The sequence below is a fragment of the Oceanobacillus sp. B139/18 genome (genome assembly GCF_055524595.1).
This window is the reverse complement of sequence record NZ_JBVFXI010000010.1, coordinates 17,477-40,728: the sequence shown is the minus strand read 5'-3', so window position 1 is coordinate 40,728 and position 23,252 is coordinate 17,477. Positions and strand designations below refer to the sequence as shown.

Genomic DNA, 23,252 nt, shown 5'->3' with positions numbered 1-23,252 from the left:
AATCTCAGCCTGTTTGTGTAAGAAATAATAAGCACCCGCTTTTACATAAAGTTAAAAGCGGGTGTTCTCTATTACTCACCCATTACATCCGCAATTTCTTCTTGCAGCTTATCGAAAATATCCTGATCGATATCGGATACTTCATCACGATAATATTGATGTACAGGCTCTGCAACCTCTCTAAATTCTTCAATCTGTTCATCTGTTAATTCAATGATTTCTGTCGGATTATCCGTATCTGCTTCAATCGCATTGATACCCTCTTGGTTTTGCGCCGTTTGCTCCTCAAATACCCAATCCTGCATTTCTGCTACCGTTTCGTCGACTACTTCTTTCACATTATCATCCAAGCCGTTATACCAATCTGTATTCACTGTTGTCATGGCAACATAGTTATTATGGTTAGAGACGGTAACGGTATTCTGTACTTCATGGAAGCTCGCTGATTGAATAAAGAAAATGGGGTTTTCTTGTGCATCTACCGTTCCGCGGTCCAGTGCTGTATATAATTCATCCCAGCTTAGTGATTGAACAGTTGCTCCATAAGCAGCATATGTTTCACGCATAAGCGGTGATTCCTGAACACGAATGTTTAAACCGCTCCAGTCGTCAGGAGATTCAATCCCGGCGTTACTGGACCAAGCCATTGCTCCTTCTGTCCAGTAAGATAGCGGAGAAATACCATGTTCTTCATACTTGGCACGTAAATCCTGATTCAATGCTTCACTATTTGTCAATACTTCTTGTACCTGCTCTTGATCAGAAGGGAAGAAATAGTGCAGAGAGAAGATTTGTCCATCTTGTACCTGGTTCCCGGTGAAGCCTGGAGACATTACAGCCAGCTCAACTCCGCCCTGCTGAAGTAATTGGGCTTGATCCACTTCACTGCCCAAAGCACCGAACTCCAGCGGTTCAACGGTAATCGCTCCATCTGTTTTTTCGCTGATACGGTTTGCGAATTCCGCGGCGTATTCATATTGAACCTCGCCTTGAAGCTCTTCCGTTACAAACTGCCAAGACTGCTCTTCAAATTCTCCATTGCCGGTATCTCCATTACTTTCTCCATCATCGCTTCCTCCGCACGCTGCTAATAATAAGCTGAGCGCTATAATAGAGGAAAGCATCCATAGAAATCTCTTGTTTAAAATAATAAATACCCCCTAATTTTTATATATAAAACAGAGATAAACCTGTTTTATTAATTAATAAGTACTAATGATAATTGCGGGAAGAAAATTAATAGCACACCAATGAGTAATAAAATCAAAATATATGGCGGTGTACTTCGAATTACTTCCAAGTATGGTTTGTTAAATACCGCACTGGCGGTAAATATATCTACGCCAAATGGCGGTGTTGCAGAGCCTAATGCTGCCTGGAAGGTAATAATAATTCCAAGGTGGATGAGGTCTACTCCTGCAGTTTCTGCTGCCGGTATAAATATTGGTGTTAATACGAGAATCACAACAATCGGATCAACAAACATACAGCCTATAAAGAAAAAGATACTGACAACAATAAGTACATAAATAGCACTTGGATCCGTTCCTAACACTGCTTCGGATATTTGCTGCGGAATTCTGGCGTACCCAAGCACCCATGAGAATAATTGACCGCCGGCTACCAATACAAATACGGCTGATGTAACTAGCCCGGTGGAAAGGGCAATACTCGGAATCTTTTTTAATGGAATGGTCCGGAAAATAAAGACTTCTAGAATAAATGCATAGAGTACCGCAATACCGGATGCTTCTACCGGACTGAATATCCCTGTATAAATACCGCCGACTATGATTACTGGAAAGGCTAAAGGAAGTAAAGCTTTACGAAAAGATTTCCAGCGTTCTCCCCAGCCCTGGCGCTCAGCAAGCGGAATATCCTTTGCCTTTGCATAAATCACACTATAGATGGCAAAAGCGAGAAAAACCATTATCCCTGGAATAATTCCGGCGATAAATAAATCACCGACAGATACACCTGAACCTGCTGCTAGAGCATAAATAATCATGCCGATACTTGGCGGAATGAGCAGGGCAACATCGCTTGCGTTAATAATTAATGCAATTGCACTGGAATCTTTATATCCCGCCTTCAGCATTCTGTCCCGCATCGGACGCCCGATTGCTACCACGGCTGCTTGGGTGGAGCCTGAAATTGCCCCGAATACGGAGCACGCAGCTGCAGTCGTTACAGCATAACCACCGCGAATATGACCAATAAAGGAACCGATAAAATCTAACAATCTATTCGATGTTTTCCCCGAAGTCATAATATCTGCTGCGAATATAAATAAAGGCACACATAGTAAAACAGAAGATGAAATTCCTGTTAGTAACTGTCCCATCAGTAAATCCATATTTAAATTTGGATTAAAGATAAGCATCACAACAACAGGGGCTAACATTAATGGAATCATCATCGGAAAATTCAAAAATAGTAATACAATCATTATCGATAATAATGTCGCTAACATAAGTTTTTCCTTTCTGCACGTTTTCAGTTTACAAATTAATATCTTCTAATTTAATATCCTGCTTTTTTTTCTGATCATTGTAATCTGGAGCATCAATCCCTATATACACGGTATCCTTTGCCTTCGCAGTAAAATTGATATACGTGTTTCGTAAATATTGGATACCTGCTGTTAAGAAGCCAATTGGAATGAATACACCCATTAGATATCTCGGAAGCTCCAGAGAGGTAGTAACAGCACCTGTGTTATATTCAAACATTACAAAGCTGTAAGAGAAGTATGCAAGTATAAACATAAAGATACTTGCAACGAAGTTAATGATAATCATCATTACTTTTCGTACTTTAAAAGGGGCGAAATCATAAAACGCTGACATACTGATATGTCTTCCTTTTCTTGCTGCATAAGCAATCCCCATAAATGTAGCGATAACAATTGCAAATTGACTGACTTCATAAGCGAAATAAAATGCACCTGAATTAAAAACTTCTCTGGCAATAACATTGCCGATAATCATAAAAGAAATCAGTATAATAGCGAAGCTCAGAATAAATTCTTCCAGCTTCATAAAGGCTTTATCAACCCATTGCAAAATTTTCAATATGCTTTTCCTCCTATATACATCGTGTTCTAACGGATCATAAAAAACATCTTTTGTATTTAAGAAATCCATTTTGTATGTATCTTTTTAAATTGTCTCTAATAAAGACTTATCAACTTAATAAGTCAATTATTTTTTATCACGAAGAATCTTCTGTAAACCTCCCGCTGAATGAAGTTTTGTTTTATCACGGAGAACCGTCCGTAAAACTCCTGCCTCAAAATAAAGCGTAAAAATAAATTTATTTAGGCGGGAGATAACGGACGCTAACTCCCTGAATCACTCAACTAACATTCAGTGGGAGAAGAACAAAACCTCCCACTGAATGAAGTTTCGTTTTATGTTACAGAAATGTTTCAATATATTCAAATGGGCTATAAGGCGATTATCCTTCGTAAGACGCGATAACGCTGCATCTAGGATATATAGCAGTTATTAACAGCTATATGATACCAAATACTCTCTGATAGTTAAGAATACGCTCTAGCTTCTTCGGAGAGACTGTGCAGGAATAGTGCTCATTTGTTGAATCGTCATGCAATATGTGTTATAAATATACATGTTGATTTATATATATACATTGAGTGAGGGAATAATAATGAAAGCAAATTTAAAAAATGAATTAGATAAAGTGATACATGATTTAACAGATTTAAGCGATACAATTTTTAATCATCCAGAGTTGGGAGATCAAGAATTTGAATCAATGAAGCGGTTAACAGATTATTTAACAGTACATCAATTTGACGTAGAAAAAGGAATTGTTGGCCGTGATACTGCATTTAAAGCGACCTATTCAAGCGGAAAGCCTGGTCCTCAGATTGCATACTTAGCTGAGTATGATGCGCTTCCAGGAATCGGACATGGCTGCGGACATAATTTAATTGGAACCATGAGTGTCGGAGCAGGCGTGGTATTAAGCAAGCTGATCGATGAAATTGGCGGAACCGTTCATGTATTCGGTACGCCTGCTGAAGAGACAAACGGAGCAAAAGTGCCGATGAGTGAGCAGGGTGTATTTGAAGGGGTAGATGCTGCGATGATTTTACATCCCAGTGATGTTTCGCAGGAGAGCGGTGATTCCTTGGCAATGGATGCGATCCAGTTTGAATATCATGGAAAAACAGCACATGCTGCAGCTGCTCCGGAAGAAGGAATTAATGCATTAGATAGCGTACTGCAATTATTTAATGGCATTAACGCATTAAGACAGCATGTGAAATCAGATGTCCGTATTCATGGCGTCATTCCTGAAGGAGGAGAGGCTGCCAATGTGGTGCCTGATAAAGCAGTTGCTCAATTCTATGTCCGCGCAGCGGATCGCTCTTACCTGAATGAGGTTGTGGAAAAGGTGAAAAATATTGCTGAAGGCGCCGCTTCCATGACAGGAGCAACACTAGAGATATCCAATTATGAATTAAGCTACGATGATATGACAACAAATAAAGTGTTATCCGATCTATTTACAGCAAATTTAAAAGAAACAAGCAGACTTCCTGTGCACGGTTCAAAGGAAAGCTATGGCTCCATTGATATGGGAAATGTCAGCCAGGTCGTTCCGGCAATCCATCCTTATATCGGCTTAAACAAAGAAGGGTTGATCGGGCATACGAAAGAATTTGCTGACCAGACGATTACAGAAGACGGGCACTTGGCTTTGTACGAAGGAGCGCTCTCTCTAGCAAAAACAGGCTATGATTTATTAACAAATGAAGAAGCTTTGAAAGCAATGGAAGAAGAATTTAATAAAAATAAAGCGCAGGCTTTGGTCTAACTAGTTAGAAAACAGCGGAGAAGGATGTTATCCTTCTCCGCTGTTTTCCGATTTAAGAAGTGCTTCGATATCCTTTTCCATCGTATCCGGATTTTTTTGCGGACCAAATCGTTTTGCAACTTTTCCATCCGTATCAACGAGGAATTTCGTAAAATTCCATTTGATCTGTTCGCCTAATATCCCTTTTTGCTCGGTCGTTAAAAAATCAAAAAGCGGATGCACATTTTTTCCTTTTACGTCGACTTTGGAAAACATTTGAAATGTAACCCCGTAGTTCAACTGGCAAAATTGGTTAATTTCTTCGTCTGCTCCCGGATCTTGATGACCAAATTGATTACAAGGAAAACCGAGTACTTCAAAATTCTGATCTTTATACTTTTCATATAGTCTTTGTAAGCCTTCAAACTGAGGGGTGAAGCCGCATTTGCTTGCAGTGTTTACGATGAGCAGTACTTTCCCTTCATAATCTGACAGCGATTTCTCTTCGCCTTCCATTGTTTTTGCTGAAAAATCATAGATAGTTGTCATATTACTTCACCTCGAAAAAAATGATAAGATGTACATGCATTAAAAATAATTCCAATTGTATTATAGCAAGAAAGGGCGTTTATTTGTGACTAAAATAATAAAAGATATTCCATTAAAGACGGATGAAAAAAATGCTTATTTACGTTATCTCACTACTACGGATTTACCCGATATTTTAGAATTGCAAACGATTGTTTATGAAGCTTTAGAGGATAAAAAAAGGCTGGAGACGCTGGATGAAAGTGAATTTCGGACGATATTAGAGGGAGAGCCGCTGATGGTCGGTATCTTTCATCAAGACAGGCTGATTGCTTTCCGGGCTTTTCTGAATCCAGCTGCTGATGAAGAAGGGCTAGGAAGCGATATCGGCTTGACAGAAGAAGAATTTGCAGAAATCATTTATTCAGAGATTTCCAATGTACATCCAAATTACCGGGGCAACCATTTACAAACCCAAATGGGCCGATTCATTATGAATCAATTAGATACTTCACTTTTCCGTTATGTCTTAGCTACAGTAGCTCCCGGAAATATTCCAAGCATGAAAGATAAATTTGCACTGGGGATGCGCATTTATAAAGTAAAAGAGAAGTATGGCGGAAAGCTGCGCTATGTTTATTGTAATGATTTAAAATTAAAAGAAATCAGGGCGGAAAATCAAACGGAGATAAATATGAACGATATTGACGGGCAAGAGAAGCTGATTGAAGAAGGTTATATTGGTGTAGAGATGAAGAAGTCAGATAGGGAATGGACAATTACTTATCAGAAATAAGAAACAGGCTGGGGAATCTAAATTCTCCAGCCTGTTTTCGTATCTATATGATTAAACCGTTGTTGTTTCTGGAAGTGTTTCCCCAATCGCTGCTAAGCGGGCTTTCACTTCTTCTGTGGATAAATCATGTTCTTTCACATAAAGGTTACGTGGTGTCACCCGGCATTCATGCGTGCATCCGCGTAAGTATTTATGTTCATTTTCCTCAGAAGCAAGCATTTGTCGATTACACTCTGGATTTGCACAGTTTACATAACGCTCACAAGGCTCTCCGTCAAAGTAATCCTTGCCAATGATGACATGTTCTTTTTGGTTAACAGGAACGCTGATACGCTCGTCAAATACATACAGCTGTCCATCCCATAACTCGCCTTGAACTTCCGGATCCTTTCCGTAAGTAACAATGCCGCCATGTAATTGACCTACATCATCAAAGCCTTCATCCTTCAGCCAGCCGCTGAATTTCTCACAGCGAATGCCGCCTGTGCAATATGTTACGATTTTTTTATCTTCAAGCATTTCTTTGTTTTCTTGGACCCACTCGGGCAGTTCACGGAATGTCTTGATATCTGGGCGGATTGCGCCGCGGAAATGTCCCAAATCATATTCATAATCATTGCGGGCATCCAATACGATGGTATCTTCGTCCTGTAATGCTTCATAGAATTCTTTCGGTTCCAAATATTTTCCGGTTGTTTCTAACGGGTTAATATCATCTTCTAAACGCAGTGTAACTAATTCGTTTCTGGGACGGACATGCATTTTTTTGAAAGCATGCTTATCATGAGCATCTACTTTGAATGTCATATCTTCAAAGCGAGAATCTGCATGCATATGCTCCATATAGGCATTTGTCTGTTCCACTGTCCCTGAAACAGTTCCGTTAATGCCTTCTTCAGCTACTAAAATACGTCCTTTTAGCCCAAGCTCGTTGCAATATTTAAGATGCTCAGCCGCAAATGCTTCCGGATCCTCAATATGCACATAATTGTAATAAAGTAAAACGCGATATTCTTGATTTGTTTCCATTTGGTTTACCACCTGTTCATTTATATTTGCAAGATACAAATGAGTCTGGTTTCGTTTATTCATTTTTCGTCTTGCAATTCTTTATTTTAGCATGTTTTATTGCTTGATTCCAGTCCATAAGACAAACGCGCCTCTCATTATTTATCCCGCTGTAGACGTGAGCATAGTCAATCTGAACTTTTTCTCCATAAGATGGAGTATCTATGAAGGAAGGAGATGAAATAATGAGCGAATCATCTAAAGACCCAATGATGTCCAATAAAGTGGTTGAGGTAATGGTAGACAGTATTTTCCGTAAGAACGGGATTAAACCAGAAGAAGTGAAAAATAACCTTTCTGAAAAACAGCGTGAAATGTTAAAAGAAATGGTGACGGATTTAAAAGCGCAGGTAGAGGAGTTTCAGGAAAAGAAGAATGAGTCTAAAGCAGAATAATTTCTATCTAAAATGTGAAGGAAATATATGATTTCTTCACATTTTTTGTGCTGCTTTCCAAAAACGGCAGCATTGCATATTCCCTAAAAATTGGACTAGGTGATTTTGTTATTTTCCGTGTTCTTTGTGCTGGTGTACAGGAAGTATAGTTATCAATACCATAAATTAATTTAGAACTTTAAGAAAGGAGTGTTAATCGATGTCTGTCTACAGAAGTAAAACAGAAGGGACCAACCGTTTCCACGATGACTTATATGGAAACGATTATGCATGTCAACCTGAAGAAAATGCCTGTGACACAAAAGATAATCAATACGCACCGGCTTATTATGATAATTCCTTCAGCCCGAATTTTGGCGAGGCGAGTGTTGTTCAAACTGCAGATGAATTTTCGTATATGGAACAAGAATCTGCAGAGGTTATCTGGGTTAAAGAATCCTGTAATATTAATGTGAATTCAACAGATACGCAAATCGGCGCATCCTTACAAGCAGCACTGCAATTAGCTATTTCCATTGTTATCCGTTTATCCATTGCTGATTCTGGAGATGAGGAAGCGGTAGAACAAGAATTAATGCAAACAATCAGTGCCAGCCAGGTAAATAAACAAAAAATATTTATCTATAATACAAAAGATGCAACTGTGACAACAACCGACACAGATATTTCTGTTAATATTCAGCTGCTTTTACAAATCCTCATCGCTTTGGTAATCATGATTGATATTCTGTAATCCAAATTTGGTATAGAAAGGAGTGTAGACGAACATGATGCACAAAAAAGAGTGGAGAGCCCTAGATTATTGTGATGACGAACGAAACAACCAGGCAGAAGTAGAGGAAGCAGCCAAACAAAAGAATATAACGAAGCAATCCTCTGAGGAATGGATTATCATTAAAGACTCTGAGGGAGTTACAGTAACAACGACAGATACGCAAGCAGCAATCAGTTTACAGGTAGGGATTGAAGTAGCTATTGCTGTGGTGCTCAGCATTACATTGGCTGATTCAGACAAGGCAAAGGCTGTTTTCCAGGATTTAGAACAAGTGATGAAAACGAAACAAAGCAACCGTCAAAAAACTATTGTTGAAAAATCGAAAAATGTAAATATCACTACTACCGATATTGATATTGCTATTAATATTCAGTTATTGATTCAGCTGCTGCTGGCAATTGTAGTAAGTCTGGATATTTTATAAGAACATTAATTGCGAAAAATAACGGTACGTTTTTTACCGGAGCTCCCTTTATAAAACTGTTAAAGGGAGCTCTATTCATTTAAGAATAGATATACAGAGCTGCGGTATTTTATACTTTTCATAGGTGAAAACTATGCATAATTCCTGTTTTTAGCAATTTTAAAAATTAATGGATTTTATAGTGTAGAACGCTATCGTCATATGAAAACGCTTCTTCCGTTGAAAAACATCGAATTTTGTCTAATAATCTTCATCGATATTCACTTGCATTTTTTTATGAAAGGGGTTAAAATAATACTTGCAAAAGGTAATTGGAGTTACAAGAATACTTTACGATCTCTTTTCCAAGACGGTGTAAAAGTATTTAAGTTTCAATGACTTTGCATATCTTGTATAAGGAGGTCATGATAATGACTGGTAAAGTAAAATGGTTTAATGCAGAAAAAGGTTTTGGTTTCATCGAGCGTGAAGACGGAGATGACGTATTTGTACACTTCTCTGCAATTCAAGCTGAAGGATTCAAAACTCTTGAAGAAGGTCAAGATGTTGAATTCGAAATCGTAGAAGGCAACCGTGGCCCACAAGCTGCAAACGTTGTTCGTCTTTAATTCGAATGATATAAAACGCTGGATAAGCCAGCTAAAAAACCTCGAATGTTTTCTAGAAACATTCGAGGTTTTTTCTGATGAAAAAGTTTTGTTACAGTGTCATTTCCGCTTCATATGCAAGCAATTTAATCAATGCTTGGGTGCCGCTGTCAGCTTCGCCCATGTCAGCTAATTCTTTATAAAGCTTTAATGCCAATTCCAGTCCAGGTGCTGGCATTCCCATGTTATGAGCTGATTCTAAAGCTATTTCCATGTCCTTGATAAAATGCTTTACATAGAAACCGGGCTCATAATCCCGTTCAAGCATTCTCTTACCTAAGTTGGATAAGGAGAAGCTGGCCGCAGCTCCGGTAGAAATAGTGGCGAGTACTTCCTCCGCATCTAAACCTGCTTTTTTTGCATAGATAATGGATTCACTGACCCCAATCATATTGGTCGCAATCGCAATTTGATTTGCCATTTTAGTATGCTGCCCAGCTCCTGCAGGTCCAAGTAAGGTAATTCTTTCTCCCAGGACACGAAAGATAGGTGCAATTTCATCATAAGCTTCTTTATCTCCGCCGGTCATAATAGCCAATGTGCCATTTTTTGCGCCGATGTCCCCTCCAGAGACAGGAGCATCTAAAGCGGTCAAACCTGCTTTTTTTGCTTCTTCATAAATTTCGATTGCTAAGCTTGGCTTAGATGTCGTCATGTCAATGACATAAGCCCCTTTATTTGCATGGTTTAAAATACCTTCATCTCCAAAATACACTTTTTCCACGTCTTCTGGATAACCAACCATTGTAATAATGACATCACTTGCTTTTGCCAAGCTGGCTTGTGTATCATGCCAGGCAGCTCCAAGCTCCAGTAACTCTTCTGCCTTTGATTTTGTTCTTGTGTAAACATTAAGCTTGTAGCCTGCTTCCATTAGATTTTTTACCATGCTTTTCCCCATTACACCTAAACCAATAAAACCGATAGTAGCCGTTGATGCCGTTATCATTGTCTCTCTCCTTTGTATAAATGTTGTATCTAAATCTTGTCATGAAAATTCGAAAAACGCAAATAATTATTAAGAAAAAACAGCTGAATTTCCAATAAATTCTTTTCACTCGTTAAAATATACTTGGCAACGATTGCCTTGCATCGAATTTTTCCATTTACATATAGTATAAAACGAAACTTCAATCCTAAATAAATATAGATAGAAGGGGAGGATAACGATGAGAGTAGATACGGTAAGGCTAAAGCAGCGGCTGCTTGCGAGACAAGAGGAGTTAATTGAACGAATAAATCAAAAAACAGAAATGAAATATGAATTTAGCCAAGAGGTGTTAGGTGAATTATCCAATTATGATAATCATCCTGCTGATACAGGAACGGAGCTTTTTGAAAGAGAAAAAGACAGTGCTCTGCAGCGACATGCGGAATCAGAATTAGAAGAAATAAATAATTCCATTCATGCGATGGAAGAAGGAACCTATGGAATTTGCAAGGTGTGCGGCGAAAATATTGAACCAGAGCGTTTGGAGGCATTACCGACTGCAGATTGCTGCGCCGAACATGAAAAACAGCGGACATTTCATGGAGAGACACCGCCAAAAGAAGTATTTAAAGTAAGAGAAGATGGCGGAGAAAATAGTTGGGAGGATGTCCAGCAATATGGAACATCCAGCTATACTCCGGATTATCATGACGGTGCAGGGGTGCCGGAAGATGGGGAAGAGAGCTCTGATGATATAGAGGTGGAAGACTTTTTGGCTGCTGATATAGAAGGCAAGTATACAGGCGTGATGCCTAATCATGAGGCGTATGAGGATGAATTGGATAGCGAAGAAGAGTAATTCACAAAAAAATCCGGACGATAATCCCGTTATGTTGGAATTTTATCTGTCCGGTTTTTAGTAAAATATAGAGATTATAATGTTGATTCAAATATATTTGTTAGGATATCCGAAATAAATAAGGTATTCATAATTGTAATAATAACAAAGGTGATGGCTAACGATACGATTGTAAAATAAAAACTGTGTTTTATTTTTTCTTGAGTAAGTGCATGAAGCGCATGAATAATCGGATTAACGTACATCACGATAATAAATAAAATGGTTATAAAAGATATTCCCCATGGAAAACTTGCTTCTTCCGGCTGAAGAATCCACGTATCCATTTCGGATATATCAATCTTAACAATACCCAGCAGTGATAATAAAGCTAGCACAACAAATAAGCCTGTAAATGGTACGAGTGTGCCTGTGTAACGAGTGAACTGCTGCACAAAGGAAGATGAATGTTTCGCAAGATTAAGCGTAATAAAGCTAGCAATTAGTCCCGCAAAGAAAAGAATAATAAAAATAAGCATCCCTTTTAGCGTGGTTGAGAAAAAAGGTACATAATCGCTTAGTGACTCGTTGCTGGAAAAGACTCCGATAGTGTCTTGAAATATTGTGTTAAGAAGTCCCCAAAAGAATAATGTGGCTGCAAGGGTAAGTATAATTGCGGTAATAATAGAATTAGTTACGTGCTGTTCATTATCCCTAAAAGCGACATTCGGATTTTTAATCCGGGTAATAAAATAACTCCAATATTGATTTGAACCTGTTTTTACTTTTTCAAGTGTTGCATTGAATTGCTGTGATGTTTCTGCAGTGGATGCATTTTCCTGTTGTGATGTCTCTGTATGTACCTCAGGAGTATTTTCTTTAGATGGATCCTCTGTTGCTGTTTTTTCTTGTGGATGCAGCGGTGAACCACATTTTGTACAAAACTTTCCTTCCTCCGTTTCCTGATTACATGCTGGGCAAATCAAAAAATCACTTCCTTTTCCAATAATTCAGCAAGATAAATCTTGCTTTGAAAGTTAATTATATACGATTTTTCAGGGAATCGGTAGGGGAAAATAGGTTTATTCTCCTAATATTTCCTTCTGTGTATAGAAAAAGCAGGCTGCTGATATTCAACAGTCTGCTTTTTCCGTTGCTATAGATAGCTTAGTAATTCTTATACCCGCATTCAGTGAGATCACTCCTCGTTGAAGAAAGTGTTCCTTTATGCTGTTTATTGATTTGCTTCTGGTTGGCTGGCTTTTAATTCATCCATTTTTAATGTAATGGAATGCAGTTCTCCATCACGTGCAAATTCGATTTCTACATGTTCTCCAGCCTGCCCTTGATCAAAAAGCTCTTTGCGAAGCTCGATAATGGAAGTGACTGGATTCCCATTTATTTTTGTAATGACGTCAAATTGTTGCAGGTTCGCATTGTCTGCTGGTGAACCAGATTGAACATTTGCAATGACCATGCCGCCTTCTACATCTTCAGGAAGCTCGATTTCTTGCTGGTATTGAGGCGGAACCTGGGTTAATGGCGCTGTAGAAATACCGATTAATGGACGGGAAACTTCACCGTCTGTTTCCAGTTTTTCAACAACTGGCAAGGCTTCGTCAATAGGAATGGCAAAACCGATGCCTTCTACTTGGCTTTGAGCAATTTTCATGGAGTTGATGCCAATCACATCACCGTCTGCATTAACTAATGCGCCGCCACTGTTACCAGGGTTGATTGCTGCATCTGTTTGCAGTACTTCTGTTACCCAATCCGGAGCGCCGTCTCCGTTTGTATCTACTTCAACATTACGATTTAAACCGCTGATGATACCTCTTGTTACACTGTTATTAAAGTCCATACCAAGCGGGTTACCGATTGCCATAACCGTTTCTCCTACTTCAATATCTTCACTGGATCCTAAATTTGCAACTGTATCAACATGCTCTCCATCAATTTCAAGCACAGCTAAGTCTGTTAATGCATCTGTTCCAAGTACAGTGGCATCTACCTGATGTTCTTCATTCAAAGCTACTTGAAGCTGTTCTGCGCCTTCTACAACATGGTTATTTGTGATAACATACGCTTTTCCATCTTCTTTTTTATAGATGATTCCTGAACCAGTACCAGCTTCTTGGCTGTCCTCCCATAAATTTTGCTGCTGCATATTAATAACGCCGACAACAGCTTGGGAAACTTCTGAAATATCAGCAGAAACGTCTGCATCATCAGAAGCTATCGTAGGGATAATAGATTCTGAAGAGGCACTGGATGACGCAGTTTCTCCTCCAGAGGAATCCATTATGCCCTCCGAAGCCGGCAGCAATTGATTTCCTAAGAGCAGGACAACAAGTACGGAAGAAATAATTCCTCCAATTGCTCCGCTAAAAAAAACGCGGAACCAGCCTTTCGATTTTTTTTGCTTTGGCGGATTGGTTTCTGATGAAGCGACATATGTTTGCTGCTTTTCATCGGTTGTTCTATTTTGCTCTGATCTATTATTATCAATTGTCGATGCTTCATCAGTCAAAGGCTCATTATTCTTTTCAAGGTCACCCGATACATTTTCATTTCTTTCATTTTCATAATCGTTGTTACTCATTGTAAAGCACCTCCAAGTTATTTGATTTAATTTTATTATAGTACCGACCATGGGAAATCCTTTGGTATAATTGTGTAAAAACTGTGTAATCTTAAATCCCGTTTGTCAGAAGCAGGGTGTTCATGTAAAAATAAATAGTATAGAATGAAAGATTGTTGAAAATGGGGATATTCTTTCTTCCTATATTAGAATTACCCGATTTGTTTTTTTTAATAAACGTGAAAACGCCTGAAAATAATCAAGTATATTGCTTTATCACGGAGAATCGTCCGTAAAACTCCCTCTGAATAAAGTTTCGTTTTATTGCTGGGGTCTGCCGAAGCGGCATCTTGCCAAATCCGCAGTTGATAAACTACAATTTAGTACAGGATGAAAGAGGTGGGAAATACATGTCATACCATATTGGTTTAGTAGAAGATGATAAAAACATACAAGATATTGTTGTTGCCTATTTAAAAAAAGAAGGGTATCAGATAACTGTTCTGGACAATGCAGAAGACGGCTGGACATTATGGGAAAATAATCCACCGGATATGTGGGTATTAGATATTATGCTCCCGGGGATGGATGGTTATGAATTTTGCAGGAAAATTCGTAATGAAAGCGATGTTCCCATTATTATTATTTCAGCGAAAGATGAGGAAATCGATAAAATTTTAGGTCTGGAGCTGGGCAGTGATGATTATTTAACCAAGCCATTCAGCCCGAGAGAACTGATTGCCCGAATGAAAAGGCTGTTCAAACGGGTGCAGCCAAAGTCTTCGGAATATAAAGAACCGGACGATCGGGTAAAAGTAGATCAGCTCCTTGTGTATAAAAATGAACGGAGAGTATTTTTTGAAGGAATCGAATATGAAACAACTGCAAAAGAATATGATATGCTGCTCCTTTTAGCAGAGAACCCTAATCGTGCTTTTTCTCGTGAAGAATTGCTGGTAAAGGTATGGGGCGATGATTATTTTGGGAGTGACCGTGCGGTAGATGATTTAATGAAACGGATTCGGAAAAAGATGGAGCATATTCCCCTTGAGACAGTATGGGGATTCGGCTATCGTTTGAGAAAAGATGAGGAAGCATAATAATGAAATTACAATCGCAACTAAATGCTGCTTTTACAGCGCTGCTGCTTGTTATTATGACCACTGCGGGCCTGGTTATTTACTCGCTGGTATTAGATGTGCTCATCCAGGATGAACAGCGTCAGCTTGCAGAAACAGGAGAATTACTTATCAGTTTTCTATCGGAACAGTATGATGATGCAAGTGAATATCGAAATATTGATGACTTCTTGAAGGATCAAGAATTGCAGCTTTTCTTATATGACCGGAACTTAGATACAGTTTTATTTTCGACCATGTCTATTTCGGTTGTGAATGAGTTTTTTCAGGAAAATAATTTTGAGGACAACGAAGAAACACTGTGGCAGCATGGAAATGACCGTTTCGTAACGCAACGAATTATATTTTCTCCGGAGCAGTCCGGGATGGAATTGATTTTATTAACACCCATCAACGATTTACGAGCCGTGCAGCAAAACTTTTTCTTCCGATTAGCATGGGTATTTTTAATTGGAGCTCTGGCGGCAGTCATTTTAAGCTATTATATGACGAATAAATTGGTAACACCATTATCCTTGCTGAAGAAAGAATTGAAGAAGGTGGAAAACCGCCAATTTGACCAGATGAAGCGGATCCGGGCCAGCGGAGAAATAAAAGAAGTGGAACAGAGTGTCTACGAGATGTCACAGACATTAGAGCAATATATGAAATCGCAGCAGACCTTTTTTCAAAATGCGAGCCATGAGCTGAAAACACCATTGATGACAATCCAAGGCTACGCAGAAGGAATCCGTGATGGTATTTTTGATGAAAAAGATACCGAGAAAGGGCTGGATGTCATGGTGACAGAAGTAAACAGACTCAAGAAAATCATCAATGAAATGATTTTACTTGCCAAATTGGACTCTCAGCCGGATGTGTACGAGGAGACAGAAATCGATGTGCAGGCTTTTGTGGACGGGATTGTGAGCAAAGCATTGCCAATCGTCAATGAAAATAAACTGGACCTTCATCAGAAGGTGGACGGCTCCATAACGATACATGCAGATGAAGAAAAGCTCCTGCGAGCTGTTTCCAATGTGGTATTTAATGCAATCAGGTATGCCAATAAAGAGATATCTATCCATGTATATAAGAAAAAGAATATGATTTTCTTTGATATAGAGGATGACGGAAAAGGGATTACCGAGGAAGATATGGATAAAATATTCCACCGGTTTATCAAAGGAAAAGGCGGAGAAACGGGACTGGGACTGGCGATTGCACGTGCAATTATTGAACAGTCAAACGGGAAGATATATGCCGGGCAGTCGAAAAAATTAGGTGGAGCGAAGTTTACCATGTGCCTGCCTGTTTCTAGTAAGCCGAAAGGAAATAAAAAAATAAAATCTTAATGAATGATAAAAAGACTTCTTTCTTTGCCTGATTGGGCGTGGAAGAGGTCTTTTTTATCGCAGCCCCAGTGTAAAGCTCCGCAGAAAAAGCGATTTTCTTTTTCCGCCGCAGGCATAAATATGACTATACTTTGGTCTGCGCCTGTGGTCCCGCAATTAGCAAGGCTTCTTTAAAGGGAGCTAAAGACAAGTCTCTGGAAACGCAGTATATTTCTATAGCGGCTGCTTACAGTAAAATTATATCTGCTAAGTCATCCAGCTATTTTGGTGAAAATCCTTCATGAAATGATAATATAAAATACATTGTTATAATAATACATGAGCAATCAACACATCCTAAAGGAAAGAAAAACAATTTTACAAATTTCCTCATTATATGATATAATAAATTGGTTTTACATTCGATATGTTAGAGGAGCGTACTATTTATGCAATTAAGAAATGATATTCGTAATATCGCAATTATTGCACACGTTGACCACGGGAAAACAACGTTAGTGGATCAGCTATTAAGATATTCTGGGACTTTTCGGGAAAACGAGCACGTAGATGAACGTGCGATGGACTCTGGAGATATAGAACGTGAACGCGGGATTACTATCTTAGCGAAAAATACAGCTGTAAAATATAAAGATTCAACAATTAATATCCTTGATACACCAGGTCACGCCGACTTTGGCGGTGAAGTGGAACGTATTATGAAAATGGTTGATGGTGTTGCCTTAGTCGTGGACGCCTACGAAGGAACCATGCCGCAAACACGTTTCGTATTAAAAAAAGCTTTAGAACAAAAACTGACACCAATTGTGGTATTAAATAAAGTTGACCGTCCAAATGCCAGACCGGCAGAGGTCGTTGACGAAGTATTAGATTTATTTATTGAATTAGGAGCGGACGATAACCAATTAGAATTCCCTGTTGTTTATGCATCTGCGTTAAATGGAACCTCCGGATTAGAGCCGGAAGATCAGCAGGAAACAATGGATCCAGTCTTTAATACCATTATGGAGCATATTCCGGCTCCAGCTGATACAAGAGAAGAGCCGTTACAGTTTCAAGTAACTTTACTGGATTATAATGACTATGTCGGCCGAATCGGAGTTGGACGTGTGGTCCGCGGTTCTATCAAGGTAGGACAGCAGGTTGTTGTATTAAAAGAAGATGGATCACAAAAATCCTTCCGTGTTTCCAAATTATTTGGTTTCATTGGTTTAAAACGGGTTGAAATCCAAGAAGCTGTTTCTGGTGACATCGTAGCTCTGGCTGGAATGGAAGACTTAAATGTCGGTGAAACGGTATGTCCGGCTGAGCATCCTGATCCGCTTCCATGGCTGCGTATTGATGAGCCGACCCTGCAGATGACCTTTGTTGTAAACAACAGTCCATTTGCCGGAAAAGAAGGGAAGTATATTACGTCCCGCCGTATTGAAGAGCGTTTATTAAAAGAATTAGAAACCGATGTAAGCTTACGTGTGGAACCGACCAGTTCACCAGATGCCTGGACTGTTTCCGGACGCGGAGAGCTGCATTTGTCTATTCTTATTGAGAACATGCGCCGTGAAGGCTATGAGCTTCAATTGTCTAAGCCGGAAGTAATCATCAAAGATATTGACGGTGTAAAATGTGAACCGATGGAGCGTGTCCAAGTAGATGTTCCGGAAGAACACACAGGAGCAATTATGGAATCCTTAGGAGAACGTAAAGGCGAAATGCTTGATATGGCTAATCAAGGAAACGGACAAGTTCGTATTGAGTTTAAAGTGCCATCCCGCGGTCTTTTAGGATATACTACAGAATTTATGTCGCAGACACGCGGTTATGGTATTATTAACCATACCTTTGAGGCATACGAGCCTGTGATTAAAGGACAGGTCGGCGGCCGCCGTGAAGGTGTGCTAGTTGCATTGGAAAAAGGGAAAGCATCTACCTATGGAATCATGAACTTGGAGGATCGCGGAGTTATCTTTATTACTCCCGGAACGGAAGTTTATGAAGGGATGATTGTCGGAGAGCATAATCGTGAGAATGACTTAACGGTTAATATCACAAAAGAAAAGCACTTAACTAACGTGCGTTCAGCTACAAAAGACCAGACATCCACTATCCGTAAGACAAGAGATATGTCTCTGGAGGAAGCCCTGCAATATTTAAGTGAGGATGAGTATTGTGAAGTAACACCAGAAACAATCCGTCTTCGTAAGAAAATCTTAAATAAAAACGAACGTGAAAAAGCAGCGAAAAAAAGTAAGTAATGAAGTGGAAGCATAAGCTGCCAGAAAAGCCGGTTCGATTTTTACTAGAAATAGTAAGAATTGAACCGGCTTTTTTATATTAGAGAAGTATATAATTTTTAACGCAGAAGAATTCCGAAGCTAACACCAAATTGAATGTAGTTTATCCCCATGGATTTTGATGAAGAACCGTCCATAAAAACTCCCAAGGAGTGAAGTTTCGTTTTATGCCATCTAAATAGTCAGTCAGCATAGAAGAAAATATATATGATTATAATTTATTTTGTATTGGAGTAAACGTATAAGAAGTACTACTATTATAATTATAGAAAAAATATGTAAATTAAAGAGAAACAGCTGATAGCATATTATATAAGTTAAAGTCTTCCTGATTTGTATCGAAAAATTTCATTTGAAGCAGGCTTGTATCACCACTAAAAATTATTGGAGGGATAAAATGGCGGGATTAACGAAGGGCAGATTATTTAGCAATGAATTATTAGAAGAAATTAGAGACAGGTTCGCCTATATTGATATGGATCCGTTGACACAGAAAAAGCGGGTGTTTTTAGACAATGCCGGCGGTTCTTTTCGGTTAAAAACTGCCAATCAGAAATTTGCTCAGTACGACTTGATGCCTGACCACCCTTTGCGCAATCATGACACAGCGAAATTTTTATTCGAAGTGGAGCAAAGAGGCATAGAAGATGCAAGAACGATATTTAATGCAAAGCAGGGAAGTATTGCCACTTACTTTACTGCGTCTCAAGCAATGTTTGCAGCAACCGGTGTCATTGCGGAAAATATAGAGGGAAGCAATATTGTGACAACGGAATTAGAGCATCCGTCCGCTTATGATGCTGCCAAGTTTTATGCAAATAAGCTGGGAAAAGAATTTCGTGTAGCTAAAACAAACCGGGTAACTGGAGGTGTGGATGTTGCGGAAATCACCAGACTGATTGATGAGAATACAAGCTTTTTAAGTGTGATTTATGCATCTAATATTTCAGGTACGATTTTAGATATTGAAATGATTGTAAAGGAAGCCAGGAAAATCAAGCCGGATTTATACATTATCGTCGACGCTGTGCAGCATGCTCCGCACGGTATCATTGATATCGAAAAAACCCCTGTAGATGCGATTAACTTTGCACCATATAAATTTTTCGGGGTAAGAGGAAGCGGTTTTGCATATGTTTCCCAAAGGGCAGCAGCGCTTCCGCATCAACGTTTAACTGGAAAGGATGACAGTGATCTGCAGCTGGGAAGCTCCACACCGGGTCATTTTGCTTCTCTTAGCGAAATTGTCGATTATGTCTGCTGGATAGGGAGTAAATTTTCGGAGAAACAGGATAGAAGAAGGCTGTATGAGGAAGGAATGACACGGATCGCTTTACATGAAAGAGCATTGCTGGAAGCGATACTTCATGGCACAGATAAAGTAAAAGGATTAAGAAATATCCCTGGCGTTACCGTCCATTTAGATGATGAAGATTTATCTAAGAGGGATCTGATTATCGGAATAACAATTGATCACTTAGATTATCAAGAGGCTGTTCGGCAATATGAAGCGGAGCATATTGTGGTTTATGAGCGTGCTGCTTCCAGTATTTATTCTAAAAGAATGTTAGAGTCTTTTGATCTCGACGGTGTTGTAAGGGTATCTCCCCTACACTGCAATAGTGTGGAGGAAATAGAAGCATTTCTGCGTGTTACACAAAAAATAGCGGAAAGAGTTAAAACAGTAAGTTAACAATTAAATTTTTGCTTGGTGCTCCTCATTCAAGTAAGTGATTCTTTATTTATGGCAGTATGAGTGTCCGCCATTTCCCCTGCTGAGCAGAAGGGAAAAACGGTCACTCCTTTTCTGCTTCATATAAATCTGAAATGCGTGCTTCCCAGCGCTCTGCAAAATCATTTTTTACAGCGTATTAAAACTCACAGATGATCGATTTTTTTCTCCTTGATAAATGAAATAAAATCTGTGCCGACTTTCGGAAGCGGCTGTGTTTTTTTATAATACAGCATAATATTTTGACGGGCGTTGTCATCATCAATTTTGTAAAAGCATAATTTATTGGTTGCTTCTAAGTAATGCGTGACGCTGGCCCGAACGAAAGCGATTCCCTTTTCATTACTGGCAATGTAATAGGAAGTCAGCATCTGGTCAAGGTACATGGATATGGTTGGTGTGAAACCGGCATTTCTACACATTTTTAAACTTCGCTGGTTTAGGTCATTCCCTTTTTTTAATAGCAGAAAATCTTCCTTCTGAAATTCTTTCAGGTTTACCTTAGGATATCGTTCACTTAAATAGTTTCCATTAGCTATATTTTGAAAGGTGATTTGATAGTTACGAAGCTTATTATTTATTTCATAGCTTGAAGGCACTGCCAGTAAAATATGTTCTTCCGCCCAGACAAAGGAATCAAACATTTTAGAAATGTCCTTTTTCTCGACATCGATCATCATATCAACAATCCCTGTGCGCAGACATTTTATCAGATCATCCGCATTGGCTTCCAGAAGATTTACCTTATAATCGGGATATTCTTCCTTAAACTCTTGAGCGATTTTCGGCAGGATATGTGTGCAAAAGAAGGATGCGCCTCCAACACTGATGGTACCTTGATTATCCTCTGCTAAGTGATTAAAATAACTCCTCATTTCTTTTTCAATGTTCATAATAGTCTCGATGGATTCAATATAATATTCTCCAGCCTTTGTTAATTGGATGGGATTGCTGCTTCTATCGAAAATAGGAAGACCTATCTCTTCTTCCACTTTTTTAATCGTTGCACTGAGTGCCGGCTGAGAAATATATAATTCGCCGGCAGCTTTCGAAAAGCTCTTATTTAAATATACTGCATATACATATTCCATATTTTTCAGCATTTCATTCCTCCTCAAATTATGTATAGAGAAATACCTATAGTGTTATAAATTATTTCGTATTGGAGTTCGTATCTAAGATGGGATACTATTATAACTATAATGAATTTGCAGATATTTTGTAAAGGTATACTATTTTTCAATTATAGAAAAGAGGGTTAATCATGGATTTGATAGAAATAAAGTTTTTAAAGCTTGGTGCGGAATATGCTCCTGGTCAAGAAGGACGCCAGAAAACGAATGAAATCGATGTTCCTTTTGAGAAAATTCCCGGTAGGCCGGTGGACTTTTCACATGGGGATGTGGATGCTTTTCAACCAATTCCGGGCTCTTTAGATGCCTTTGTGGAAGGAGTTCATCTTGGAGGGAAGCAGGCCTACACAGAATATCGCGGGGGGATGGATATCCGGGAGAAGCTAGCTGAAAAGCTTGCTGATTTTACGAACACAAGCATTGACCCGGATCAACATGTTATCCTAACACCTGGAACCCAAGGAGCGTTATTTCTAGCAATGGGATCAACGGTGGCCAGAGGAGATAAGGTTGCTATTGTAGAACCGGACTATTTTGCCAATCGGAAGCTTGTTGAATTTTTTGATGGGGAAGTCGTTCCTGTCCAGCTGGATTATTACAAAACAGACACATCAGCCGGTTTAGAGCTAACGCAGCTGGAGGATGCTTTTAAATCAGGAGTAAAACTCTTTTTGTTCTCTAATCCAAATAATCCGACGGGTGTTATTTATTCCCGGGATGAAATTCAGGAGATTGCCGGTTTAGCAGAGCAATACGGGGCAACCGTGATTGTTGATCAACTCTACTCGCGGCAAATTTTTGAAGGACGGACGTATACTCATTTATGTGCGGAGAACCGGATTGATCGAGAAAATGTCATTACGATCATGGGACCTTCTAAAACAGAATCACTTAGCGGATACAGGTTAGGGGTCGCTTTTGGATCGGCAAAAATGATTAACCGAATGGAAAAACTGCAGGCTATTGTATCATTGCGCGCTGGCGGATATAATCAGGCCGTCTTGAAAACATGGTTTTCTGAACCGGCAGGCTGGATGGAGGAGCGAATTAAAGCGCATCAGGCAATCCGTGATGACCTGGTCGCCAAAATACGTGCAGCTGAGGGGTTTCAGGTAAGAGCGACAGAAGCGGGCAGTTATTTATTCCCGAGAATTCCGGAACTGGGTATTTCAATCAATGAGTTTGTGAAAGCACTTCGTCTTCAGGCTGGTGTGACCGTAACACCAGGAACGGAATTCGGTCCACAATTCGGTGACAGCTTTCGGATAAATTTTTCACAGGATCATCAAGCGGCGGTAGAAGCAATGGAACGTGTTATCCAAGTAGTGGAGGCGTATCGAAATGCATCCATCAAATGAAGGGAATAATCTGATTCCACAGGGGAAATACCTTCCTGCATCCCGGTTTGGAAATATTATTTATACAGCCGGGATGACACCAAGAAAGAATGGTGTGCTGCTTCAGAGCGGAAAAGTTATTGCAGCAGAGCCTGTATCAACCTATTATCCAGCAGTCAGACAAGCAGCTGCAAATGCCTTAACTGCTGCTGTAAACACACTTATGGAGGGAGAACAACTCATGCAGATATTATCACTCACCGTTTATGTGAATGCAGAGGAAACATTTCAATCCCATTCAAGTCTGGCAAATGCTGCTTCCGAATATTTATCTGAACAATTGGGGGAGGCGGGGATAGGCAGCAGGGCAGCAATTGGTGTATCCTCGTTACCGGGAAATGCACCTGTTGAAATTCAATTGGTTGCTGGAGTGAGCTTATAAAGAATATACTGGAATTGTTAATTAGAGCAAGCTA

22 protein-coding genes are annotated in these 23,252 nt (G+C 39.4%); 13 read left to right on the top strand and 9 right to left on the bottom strand.

Going from position 1 to position 23,252, the window contains the following annotated elements; translation table 11 throughout:
• Nucleotides 1–71: 71 nt before the first annotated feature.
• The 3 genes from dctP to ACZSMY_RS21030 all read right to left on the bottom strand — a co-directional run bounded on the left by dctP (nucleotide 72) and on the right by ACZSMY_RS21030 (nucleotide 3,074).
• Nucleotides 72–1,124, bottom strand: coding sequence for a TRAP transporter substrate-binding protein DctP (dctP, locus tag ACZSMY_RS21040; protein WP_042532305.1), 1,053 nt, complete (start codon nucleotides 1,122–1,124; stop codon nucleotides 72–74).
• Nucleotides 1,125–1,198: 74 nt separating this feature from the next.
• Nucleotides 1,199–2,473, bottom strand: a complete 1,275-nt coding sequence (locus tag ACZSMY_RS21035) for a TRAP transporter large permease (protein ID WP_193064421.1) — start codon at nucleotides 2,471–2,473, stop codon at nucleotides 1,199–1,201.
• Nucleotides 2,474–2,501: 28 nt separating this feature from the next.
• The gene (locus ACZSMY_RS21030) at nucleotides 2,502–3,074 is read right to left on the bottom strand and encodes a TRAP transporter small permease (protein WP_042532308.1); all 573 of its coding nucleotides are present in this window, start codon (nucleotides 3,072–3,074) and stop codon (nucleotides 2,502–2,504) included.
• A 598-nt stretch (nucleotides 3,075–3,672) separates the two neighbouring features.
• Between ACZSMY_RS21030 and ACZSMY_RS21025 the strand changes: the two genes are divergently transcribed.
• Entirely contained in the window at nucleotides 3,673–4,848 is a 1,176-nt protein-coding gene (locus tag ACZSMY_RS21025; RefSeq protein ID WP_193064420.1) for a M20 family metallopeptidase, read from the top strand.
• 27 nt (nucleotides 4,849–4,875) lie between these two features.
• Here the strand turns inward: ACZSMY_RS21025 and ACZSMY_RS21020 are convergent, their stop codons facing one another.
• The gene (locus ACZSMY_RS21020) at nucleotides 4,876–5,376 is read right to left on the bottom strand and encodes a glutathione peroxidase (protein WP_042532312.1); all 501 of its coding nucleotides are present in this window, start codon (nucleotides 5,374–5,376) and stop codon (nucleotides 4,876–4,878) included.
• Nucleotides 5,377–5,461: 85 nt separating this feature from the next.
• Between ACZSMY_RS21020 and ACZSMY_RS21015 the strand changes: the two genes are divergently transcribed.
• Nucleotides 5,462–6,151, top strand: coding sequence for a hypothetical protein (locus ACZSMY_RS21015; RefSeq protein WP_226895019.1), 690 nt, complete (start codon nucleotides 5,462–5,464; stop codon nucleotides 6,149–6,151).
• Nucleotides 6,152–6,202: 51 nt separating this feature from the next.
• Here the strand turns inward: ACZSMY_RS21015 and trhO are convergent, their stop codons facing one another.
• Nucleotides 6,203–7,180 carry an oxygen-dependent tRNA uridine(34) hydroxylase TrhO gene (gene trhO, locus ACZSMY_RS21010; protein ID WP_042532314.1) on the bottom strand — a complete coding sequence of 326 codons (978 nt, stop codon included), beginning with the start codon at nucleotides 7,178–7,180 and terminating at the stop codon, nucleotides 6,203–6,205.
• Nucleotides 7,181–7,404: 224 nt separating this feature from the next.
• On the opposite strand from trhO, the gene ACZSMY_RS21005 reads away from it, so the two are divergent.
• The 4 genes from ACZSMY_RS21005 to ACZSMY_RS20990 all read left to right on the top strand — a co-directional run bounded on the left by ACZSMY_RS21005 (nucleotide 7,405) and on the right by ACZSMY_RS20990 (nucleotide 9,421).
• On the top strand, nucleotides 7,405–7,614 hold the full coding sequence (locus tag ACZSMY_RS21005) for a hypothetical protein (protein ID WP_042532316.1): 210 nt from the start codon (nucleotides 7,405–7,407) through the stop codon (nucleotides 7,612–7,614).
• Nucleotides 7,615–7,813: 199 nt separating this feature from the next.
• Nucleotides 7,814–8,347 carry a spore coat protein gene (locus ACZSMY_RS21000; protein ID WP_042532318.1) on the top strand — a complete coding sequence of 178 codons (534 nt, stop codon included), beginning with the start codon at nucleotides 7,814–7,816 and terminating at the stop codon, nucleotides 8,345–8,347.
• A gap of 34 nt (nucleotides 8,348–8,381) precedes the next feature.
• Nucleotides 8,382–8,813, top strand: coding sequence for a spore coat protein (locus ACZSMY_RS20995; RefSeq protein WP_084612924.1), 432 nt, complete (start codon nucleotides 8,382–8,384; stop codon nucleotides 8,811–8,813).
• Between the two features lie 407 nt (nucleotides 8,814–9,220).
• Nucleotides 9,221–9,421, top strand: coding sequence for a cold shock domain-containing protein (locus ACZSMY_RS20990; RefSeq protein ID WP_198048619.1), 201 nt, complete (start codon nucleotides 9,221–9,223; stop codon nucleotides 9,419–9,421).
• A 91-nt stretch (nucleotides 9,422–9,512) separates the two neighbouring features.
• Here ACZSMY_RS20990 and ACZSMY_RS20985 read toward each other — a convergent pair whose 3' ends face one another.
• Nucleotides 9,513–10,409 carry an NAD(P)-dependent oxidoreductase gene (locus ACZSMY_RS20985; RefSeq protein WP_042532321.1) on the bottom strand — a complete coding sequence of 299 codons (897 nt, stop codon included), beginning with the start codon at nucleotides 10,407–10,409 and terminating at the stop codon, nucleotides 9,513–9,515.
• Nucleotides 10,410–10,629: 220 nt separating this feature from the next.
• On the opposite strand from ACZSMY_RS20985, the gene ACZSMY_RS20980 reads away from it, so the two are divergent.
• Nucleotides 10,630–11,250, top strand: a complete 621-nt coding sequence (locus ACZSMY_RS20980) for a TraR/DksA C4-type zinc finger protein (RefSeq protein WP_042532323.1) — start codon at nucleotides 10,630–10,632, stop codon at nucleotides 11,248–11,250.
• A gap of 74 nt (nucleotides 11,251–11,324) precedes the next feature.
• Here the strand turns inward: ACZSMY_RS20980 and ACZSMY_RS20975 are convergent, their stop codons facing one another.
• Together ACZSMY_RS20975 and ACZSMY_RS20970 are read right to left on the bottom strand one after the other, a co-directional pair.
• Nucleotides 11,325–12,215, bottom strand: a complete 891-nt coding sequence (locus ACZSMY_RS20975) for a zinc ribbon domain-containing protein (protein ID WP_193064419.1) — start codon at nucleotides 12,213–12,215, stop codon at nucleotides 11,325–11,327.
• A 248-nt stretch (nucleotides 12,216–12,463) separates the two neighbouring features.
• Nucleotides 12,464–13,831 carry a S1C family serine protease gene (locus tag ACZSMY_RS20970; protein WP_465148269.1) on the bottom strand — a complete coding sequence of 456 codons (1,368 nt, stop codon included), beginning with the start codon at nucleotides 13,829–13,831 and terminating at the stop codon, nucleotides 12,464–12,466.
• A gap of 389 nt (nucleotides 13,832–14,220) precedes the next feature.
• Here ACZSMY_RS20970 and ACZSMY_RS20965 point away from each other — a divergent pair, with 389 nt between their 5' ends.
• The 4 genes from ACZSMY_RS20965 (at nucleotide 14,221) to ACZSMY_RS20950 (ending at nucleotide 20,267) form a co-directional block, all read left to right on the top strand.
• Nucleotides 14,221–14,910, top strand: coding sequence for a response regulator transcription factor (locus tag ACZSMY_RS20965; protein WP_042532329.1), 690 nt, complete (start codon nucleotides 14,221–14,223; stop codon nucleotides 14,908–14,910).
• 2 nt (nucleotides 14,911–14,912) lie between these two features.
• Nucleotides 14,913–16,283 carry a sensor histidine kinase gene (locus tag ACZSMY_RS20960; RefSeq protein WP_193064417.1) on the top strand — a complete coding sequence of 457 codons (1,371 nt, stop codon included), beginning with the start codon at nucleotides 14,913–14,915 and terminating at the stop codon, nucleotides 16,281–16,283.
• Between the two features lie 428 nt (nucleotides 16,284–16,711).
• Nucleotides 16,712–18,535 carry a translational GTPase TypA gene (typA, locus tag ACZSMY_RS20955; RefSeq protein WP_193064416.1) on the top strand — a complete coding sequence of 608 codons (1,824 nt, stop codon included), beginning with the start codon at nucleotides 16,712–16,714 and terminating at the stop codon, nucleotides 18,533–18,535.
• A gap of 436 nt (nucleotides 18,536–18,971) precedes the next feature.
• Nucleotides 18,972–20,267 carry an aminotransferase class V-fold PLP-dependent enzyme gene (locus ACZSMY_RS20950; RefSeq protein ID WP_465148268.1) on the top strand — a complete coding sequence of 432 codons (1,296 nt, stop codon included), beginning with the start codon at nucleotides 18,972–18,974 and terminating at the stop codon, nucleotides 20,265–20,267.
• Nucleotides 20,268–20,452: 185 nt separating this feature from the next.
• On the opposite strand, the gene ACZSMY_RS20945 is transcribed toward ACZSMY_RS20950, so the two are convergent.
• Nucleotides 20,453–21,409: a LysR family transcriptional regulator gene (locus ACZSMY_RS20945; RefSeq protein WP_193064414.1), complete on the bottom strand. Its 957-nt coding sequence runs from the start codon at nucleotides 21,407–21,409 to the stop codon at nucleotides 20,453–20,455.
• A 161-nt stretch (nucleotides 21,410–21,570) separates the two neighbouring features.
• Between ACZSMY_RS20945 and ACZSMY_RS20940 the strand changes: the two genes are divergently transcribed.
• Nucleotides 21,571–22,797 (top strand): pyridoxal phosphate-dependent aminotransferase, encoded by a 1,227-nt coding sequence (locus tag ACZSMY_RS20940; protein WP_465148267.1) that lies wholly within the window; start codon nucleotides 21,571–21,573, stop codon nucleotides 22,795–22,797.
• Nucleotides 22,781–23,218 carry a RidA family protein gene (locus tag ACZSMY_RS20935; protein ID WP_193064412.1) on the top strand — a complete coding sequence of 146 codons (438 nt, stop codon included), beginning with the start codon at nucleotides 22,781–22,783 and terminating at the stop codon, nucleotides 23,216–23,218. The genes ACZSMY_RS20940 and ACZSMY_RS20935 overlap by 17 nt, the downstream gene beginning before the upstream one ends.
• The last annotated feature ends 34 nt before the right edge of the window (nucleotides 23,219–23,252 follow it).

What these genes read in the sequence shown, in the direction of transcription:
- dctP (WP_042532305.1), bottom strand. Translation starts at nt 1,124, where the DNA reads ATGCTTTCCTCTATTATAGCGCTCAGCTTATTATTAGCAGCGTGCGGA.
- ACZSMY_RS20960 (WP_193064417.1), top strand. Translation starts at nt 14,913, where the DNA reads ATGAAATTACAATCGCAACTAAATGCTGCTTTTACAGCGCTGCTGCTT.
- ACZSMY_RS20945 (WP_193064414.1), bottom strand. Translation starts at nt 21,409, where the DNA reads ATGCTGAAAAATATGGAATATGTATATGCAGTATATTTAAATAAGAGC.
- ACZSMY_RS20950 (WP_465148268.1), top strand. Translation starts at nt 18,972, where the DNA reads ATGGCGGGATTAACGAAGGGCAGATTATTTAGCAATGAATTATTAGAA.
- ACZSMY_RS20985 (WP_042532321.1), bottom strand. Translation starts at nt 10,409, where the DNA reads ATGATAACGGCATCAACGGCTACTATCGGTTTTATTGGTTTAGGTGTA.
- ACZSMY_RS21025 (WP_193064420.1), top strand. Translation starts at nt 3,673, where the DNA reads ATGAAAGCAAATTTAAAAAATGAATTAGATAAAGTGATACATGATTTA.
- ACZSMY_RS20965 (WP_042532329.1), top strand. Translation starts at nt 14,221, where the DNA reads ATGTCATACCATATTGGTTTAGTAGAAGATGATAAAAACATACAAGAT.
- ACZSMY_RS21020 (WP_042532312.1), bottom strand. Translation starts at nt 5,376, where the DNA reads ATGACAACTATCTATGATTTTTCAGCAAAAACAATGGAAGGCGAAGAG.
- ACZSMY_RS21005 (WP_042532316.1), top strand. Translation starts at nt 7,405, where the DNA reads ATGAGCGAATCATCTAAAGACCCAATGATGTCCAATAAAGTGGTTGAG.
- ACZSMY_RS20940 (WP_465148267.1), top strand. Translation starts at nt 21,571, where the DNA reads ATGGATTTGATAGAAATAAAGTTTTTAAAGCTTGGTGCGGAATATGCT.
- ACZSMY_RS20935 (WP_193064412.1), top strand. Translation starts at nt 22,781, where the DNA reads ATGCATCCATCAAATGAAGGGAATAATCTGATTCCACAGGGGAAATAC.
- ACZSMY_RS21000 (WP_042532318.1), top strand. Translation starts at nt 7,814, where the DNA reads ATGTCTGTCTACAGAAGTAAAACAGAAGGGACCAACCGTTTCCACGAT.
- ACZSMY_RS20995 (WP_084612924.1), top strand. Translation starts at nt 8,382, where the DNA reads ATGATGCACAAAAAAGAGTGGAGAGCCCTAGATTATTGTGATGACGAA.
- trhO (WP_042532314.1), bottom strand. Translation starts at nt 7,180, where the DNA reads ATGGAAACAAATCAAGAATATCGCGTTTTACTTTATTACAATTATGTG.
- ACZSMY_RS21035 (WP_193064421.1), bottom strand. Translation starts at nt 2,473, where the DNA reads ATGTTAGCGACATTATTATCGATAATGATTGTATTACTATTTTTGAAT.
- typA (WP_193064416.1), top strand. Translation starts at nt 16,712, where the DNA reads ATGCAATTAAGAAATGATATTCGTAATATCGCAATTATTGCACACGTT.
- ACZSMY_RS20980 (WP_042532323.1), top strand. Translation starts at nt 10,630, where the DNA reads ATGAGAGTAGATACGGTAAGGCTAAAGCAGCGGCTGCTTGCGAGACAA.
- ACZSMY_RS20970 (WP_465148269.1), bottom strand. Translation starts at nt 13,831, where the DNA reads ATGAGTAACAACGATTATGAAAATGAAAGAAATGAAAATGTATCGGGT.